Origin of the sequence: Thermoflexus sp., assembly GCF_042408365.1 — a bacterium.
GTDB lineage: Bacteria > Chloroflexota > Anaerolineae > Thermoflexales > Thermoflexaceae > Thermoflexus.
The window spans coordinates 1-5,247 of record NZ_JBHOQJ010000046.1 but is presented as its reverse complement, the minus strand read 5'-3'; the positions used below and the strand labels follow the sequence as shown (position 1 = coordinate 5,247).

The following is a 5,247-nucleotide window of genomic DNA, read 5'->3' as shown; positions in this document are numbered from 1 at the left end:
CGCGCGTCTTCGACGCGCGGCTCCGCCCCGAAAGCCCCTCACTTCTACTTATGCTTCACACACCGCCCCCTGGGCAGCGGAGGAGACCAAGCGGGCGTATTTCGCGAAGAGCCCCCGCGTATACTTCGACGGCGGTGGGGTCCAAGCGGCCCGACGGCGGGCCAACTCCTCCTCGGAGAGCTCCACGTTCACCACCCGGCGATCCACATCGATCACAATGATATCCCCATCTTGGAGCAAGGCCAGCGGGCCGCCCACCGCGGCTTCCGGGGAGATGTGGCCGATCATCAGGCCGTGGGTGGCCCCCGAGAACCGGCCATCGGTCAAGAGGGCGACCTCGTCCTTCAAGCCTTGCCCGACCAGGGCGGCGGTGACCACCAGCATCTCCCGCATCCCCGGCCCGCCCTTCGGACCCTCATACCGCACCACGACCACATCGCCCGGCCGGATTTGGCCGCCGTTGATGGCCTGGAAGGCATCTTCTTCCCGGTCGAACACGCGGGCCGGTCCCCGGTGATAGCGCTTGGTGGTTCCCGTGATCTTGAGGACGCCTCCTTCGGGAGCCAGATTTCCGCGCAGGATGACATAGCCGCCGGTGGGGTGAAGCGGGCGGCTCACCGGGCGGACGACATCCTGATTTTCGGGGAAAGTCACCCCCGCTAAGCGCTCCGCAATGGTCTCGCCGGTGATCGTGCGGCACTCCCCATGGAGCAGCCCCGCGTCCAGCAAAGCCTTCATGACAACCGGCACCCCGCCGATGCGGTCCACATCGGCCATCACATACCGGCCCGCAGGCTTCAGGTCCGCCAGGTGGGGCGTGCGCTCGCTGATCCGCTCGAAGTCATCCAGGGCGAGCGGCACCCCCGCCTCGCGGGCGATGGCCAGCAAGTGGAGGATCAGGTTGGTGGACCCGCCCATCGCGGCGGCCACGGCGATGGCGTTTTCAAAGGCCTCTCGGGTCATGACATCCCGGGGCCGGATCCCGGCCTCCAGGATGCGGACGATGGCCCGACCGGTCTCGTAAGCCAGCTCCTCCCGCGCCCGGCTGGGGGCGACCGGCGCGGCCCCGTTGGGAAGGGTCAGCCCCATGGCCTCGAACGCCGAGGCCATGGTGTTGGCCGTGAACATCCCGCCGCAGGCGCCGTAGGTGGGCACCGCGGCCTCCTCCAGCTCCTGTAACTCCTCAACCGTCATTCGCCCGCGGGCCACCGCCCCCACCGCCTCGAAGACATCCTGGATCGTCACCGCCCGCCCGCGCCAGCTCCCCGGAGGGACGCTGCCGCCGTAAAGATAAATCGAGGGCAAGTTCAGACGGGCCATGGCCATCACACACGCCGGCTGCGTTTTATCGCAGCCCCCGATCGTCACCAGGGCGTCCAGCTGATAGGCCACGGCGGCGAGCTCGATGGAGTCGGCGATCAGCTCCCGGCTGACCAGGGAGGCCTTCATGCCTTCGTGGCCCATCCCAATGGCGTCGTTGGCCGGGACGGCGTTGAACTCAATGGGCGTCCCGCCGGCGTCTCGGATCCCCTGCTTGACCAGCGCCGCGAGGCGGTTGAGGTGGTGGTTACAGGGCTGGGCTTCGAACCAAGTGTTGGCGACGCCGACGAAGGGCCGACGCAAGTCTTCATCCCGAAATCCAACAGCTCGGAACATCGCGCGATGTGGGGCTCGCTCCAGGCCCTCCGTCACCCGCGCACTCCGGTGTTTGCCCCCATCCGATGAAAGGACCATGACCGCTCCTCCGAAAAGGATCAAGGTTGAGGAAGATGAGATCATACCCTGGGATCAGTGCCCGACTGCCCTTCGACAGCCTCCCCGCCCTTTTGTAGGGGCGCCCCTTGTGGGTGCCCCGACATCCCCATGCCATCAAGCCGGCTCCTACGAACGAACGTAACGGATGATGGCCTCGCCCATCTCCCGGGTGCTCACGATGACCGTCTCGCCGTCGGCGATGTCCCGGGGGCGGTAGCCGGCTTCGAGGGCGGCCTCCACGGCCCGTTCGACCGCCTGGGCCTCGGCCTCGAGGCCGAAGGCGTGGCGTAGCATCATGGCTGCGCTCAGGATCGCCCCGATGGGGTTGGCGATGTTCCGGCCCGCGATATCGGGAGCGGAACCGTGCACCGGCTCGAAGAGCCCCGGGGGCTCCTCCCCCAACGAGGCCGACGGGAGCATCCCCATCGACCCCGCCAGCACCGCCGCCTCATCCGTCAGGATATCCCCGAACATGTTCTCCGTCACCACCACATCGAAGACCGCCGGCCGCCGGATGAGGTGCATGGCGAAGGCGTCCACCAGCACGTGCTCCAGGGCCACGTCCGGGAACTCCCGGCGGACCACGTCCTCCGTCACCCGGCGCCAGAGGCGGGAGGCCGCCAGCACATTGGCCTTGTCCACGGAGGTCAACTTCCTCCGGCGGCCCTGGGCGAGACGGGCGGCTAACCGCACCACCCGCTCGATCTCCGGCCGGGTGTAACGCATGGTGTCATAGGCCTCCTCCCCGTCCGGCCCCGCCTCCTGTCGGGGGCCGAAGTAGAGGCCCCCCGTCAGCTCCCGCACGAACAGAAGGTCCACCCCGCGCACGACCCCCTCCTTGAGCGGGGTCGCGTGGACCAGGGCGGGGAACATGCGGACGGGGCGGAGGTTCGCGAAGAGATCGAAGGCCTTGCGCAGGCCGAGCAGCCCTTGTTCTGGGCGCACCGGGGCGGCGGGGTCGTCCCACTTCGGCCCCCCAACCGCCCCCAGGAGGATCGCATCGGAACGACGGCACTGAGCCAGCGTCTCCTCCGGGAGGGGCGAGCCGGTGGCGTCGATGGCCGCTCCGCCGATCAGCCTTTCGTGGAACTCGAAAACATGCCCGAACCGGCGGCCGATCGCCTCCAGGACCCGCACGGCCTCTGCGGTCACTTCCGGCCCGATCCCGTCCCCCGGCAACACGGTGATCACAAAACGCCCCATTGCAGACTCCGATGGAAAGGATCCGAAAGAGCGCGGCGGCCTCCCCGGCGCCGTCGCGCCCTCTCAGCTTCAGGATTCCACAGGGAAAGCAACGCCTTGTCTGACTTAACGTGGATGAGCCATTACCGCATGCCGTTTCGTGGGTGGGGGTCCGCCTGCGGCGGATCCCTACCCACAAAGGGTCTCCCTCCTTCCTCTTCCTCCGAGCAGTCCCTTAGGCGGGGGGTTACCCGATCCCAAACTCCAAGCTGTCCTCGAGGGCCAATCGGCTCGCCTCCAGAATATTCGTGGAAGCGCCCACCGTCCGCCACACCCGCTGGCCATCGGTGCTCTCGATCCACACCCGCACGCGGGCCGCCGTGCCGGCGTCCCCGTTCGGGATGTGAACCCGGTAGTTGATCAGATGGACCCGAGCGAGGATCGGATAGCGGGGGAGGAGCGCCTTGCGCAAGGCCAGGTCGAGGGCGTTGACGGGCCCGTTCCCCTCCGCCGCGGTGTGCACCACCTCCCCGTCGACCCGGACCTTGACGGCCGCCTCCGCGACCGGCTCCCGGCCCGCCCGACGCTCCACCATCACGACGTAGTCCAGAACCTGGAAGGGCGGGGTGTAATCCGGCCGGGCGCGTCGCAGCATCAGGAGCACGGAGGCCTCCGCGTCCTCGAAGTAAAAGCCCTCGTTCTCCAGGGCCTTGATCCGGCGCACCACCGCCTGCACGGCAGGGTCGTCCGGGTCCAGATGGACCCCGAACTCCAGCGCTTTGGCGACGATGTTCCCCCGCCCGGATAGCTCAGAGACCAGGACCCGCTTGACGTTGCCCACGCGGGCCGGATCGATGTGTTGGTAGCTTTCCTCCGTTTTCAGGATGGCAGCTACATGGATGCCGCCCTTGTGGGCGAAGGCGCTGGCCCCCACATAGGGCTGGTGGGAATCGTGAGGGAGGTTGGCTACCTCGGCCACAAAGCGGGAGATCTCCGTTAGGCGGGCCAGCTGCTCATCGGTCACGCAATCGATCCCCATCTTGAGCTTAAGGTTGGCGATGATGGAGATCAAGTTGGCGTTGCCCACCCGTTCCCCGTAGCCGTTGATCGTGCCCTGAACCTGGCGGACGCCCCGTCGAACGGCAGCCAGGGAGTTGGCCACCGCCAGCTCGCAGTCGTTATGGGTGTGAATGCCCAGAGGGACCGAGACGGCGCGCCGGGCTGCCTCCACCCCCTCCTCGATCTCCCAGGGCATAGACCCGCCGTTGGTGTCGCAGAGCACGATCCAATCTGCCCCTCCTTCCTGAGCGGCCCGCAAGGTGGCAAGGGCATAGTCCGGGTTTCGCTTCCAGCCGTCAAAGAAATGTTCGGCGTCGTACACCACCTCCCGCCCGTGGGCCTTCAGGAGCGCCACGCTCTCGCGGATCATCGCCAGGTTCTCATCCAGCGTGGTCTCCAACACCCGATGGACGTGGAGGTCCCAGGATTTGCCGACCACCGTGACCACAGGGGTCTCCGCCTCCAGCAAAGCCCGCAGGTTCTCGTCCTCCTCGGCCCGGCGGCCCGGGCGCCGGGTCATGCCGAAGGCGGCGAGGCGGGCGTGGCGGAGGGACAAACGGCGGGCCCGGCGGAAATACTCCGCGTCCTTTGGGTTGGAGCCGGGCCAGCCGCCTTCAATGTAATGAACCCCCAGCTCGTCGAGCTTCTCGGTGATCCGGAGTTTGTCCTCAACGGTGAACGAGATCCCTTCCCGCTGGCTGCCATCGCGCAGGGTGGTGTCGTAAAGTCGAACGGATTCCATCGCGCACCTCCTCGACCGGTATGGGATGGAAAGCAGGATGCATCGTCCGGCCGAACGCGGCGGCGATGGCGCGGGCGACCCCGCTCAGGACCCCGATCCAGCGGTCCCAGCGCGGGGCGACCCGGGTCCACCTCCTTTCTCGGCGACGCATATAACTTCCTCCCTGGAACGGAGATTCGAAGTGATTGAAATCCAATGCGTAGGGACGGGTGGCCCCATCCCTGAGGGAAGCGAGTCGGGCGGTCCCGATGGGAATCATCGAGCCTGGACGCGTCCCGCCTGCAAACGGGTGCGGGTGTAGGGGATCAACCCGCCCGCGCGGATCAGCTCGAGCATAAAAGGCGGATAGGGCTTCGCCCGGAAGATCCGGCCGGTCCGCAGGTGGCGGATCTCCCCGGTGTCCAGGCGGACCTCCAGTTCGTCGCCGGGCTGGACGGCCTCCACGGCCTCAGGGCACTCCAGCACCGGGAGGCCGATGTTGATGGCGTTCCGGAAGAAGATGCGGGCGA

Annotated in this window: 4 protein-coding genes and 1 pseudogene; all 5 read right to left on the bottom strand. The window is 67.4% G+C overall.

The features are described 5' to 3' along the window. Positions 1-48: 48 nt before the first annotated feature. Complete coding sequence (gene ilvD / locus ACFMO5_RS02140) at positions 49-1,734, bottom strand: dihydroxy-acid dehydratase (protein ID WP_376791128.1); 1,686 nt, start codon at positions 1,732-1,734, stop codon at positions 49-51. Positions 1,735-1,881: 147 nt separating this feature from the next. Next, a complete protein-coding gene (gene leuB, locus ACFMO5_RS02135) occupies positions 1,882-2,958 on the bottom strand; it encodes a 3-isopropylmalate dehydrogenase (RefSeq protein WP_376791127.1) in 1,077 nt (358 codons plus the stop codon). 226 nt (positions 2,959-3,184) lie between these two features. Then, a complete protein-coding gene (gene cimA / locus ACFMO5_RS02130) occupies positions 3,185-4,738 on the bottom strand; it encodes a citramalate synthase (RefSeq protein WP_376791126.1) in 1,554 nt (517 codons plus the stop codon). Next, on the bottom strand, positions 4,665-4,889 hold the full coding sequence (locus ACFMO5_RS02125; RefSeq protein WP_376791125.1) for a hypothetical protein: 225 nt from the start codon (positions 4,887-4,889) through the stop codon (positions 4,665-4,667). The genes cimA and ACFMO5_RS02125 overlap by 74 nt, the downstream gene beginning before the upstream one ends. Positions 4,890-4,993: 104 nt before the next feature. Beyond that, a pseudogene (gene leuD, locus ACFMO5_RS02120) lies at positions 4,994-5,247 on the bottom strand (3-isopropylmalate dehydratase small subunit); the annotation flags it as partial.